This is a genomic window from Psychrobacter sp. CAL346-MNA-CIBAN-0220, from assembly GCF_040309805.1.
In the GTDB taxonomy this organism is placed as follows: domain Bacteria; phylum Pseudomonadota; class Gammaproteobacteria; order Pseudomonadales; family Moraxellaceae; genus Psychrobacter.
The window spans coordinates 1-261 of the sequence record NZ_JBEOPF010000418.1 but is presented as its reverse complement, the minus strand read 5'-3'; the positions used below and the strand labels follow the sequence as shown (position 1 = coordinate 261).

The following is a 261-nucleotide window of genomic DNA, read 5'->3' as shown; positions in this document are numbered from 1 at the left end:
GATGATGGACAATCTGTTGGCAAGAACCATATTGAAGCCGTTGCCAATTGGGACGCTGGTGCTGAAGCTTCAAAAGAGATCGCCTTTATGCCAGCACGCGTGGTATTGCAGGATTTTACTGGCGTGCCGTCAGTAGTTGATTTAGCCGCGATGCGTGATGCGGTCGTTGAGCTTGGCGGAAAGGCCGAGCAAATTAATCCATTCATTCCTAGTGAACTAGTCGTCGATCACTCAGTACAAGTCGATGCTTATGGTCGCGAA

The 261-nt window shown here is 49.4% G+C and carries 1 protein-coding gene; it reads left to right on the top strand.

Features of this window, described 5'->3' with window-relative positions; all coding sequences use genetic code 11:
- The coding region (locus AAEY88_RS14205; RefSeq protein ID WP_350563426.1) for an aconitase family protein at positions 1-261 on the top strand (261 nt) is incomplete at both ends.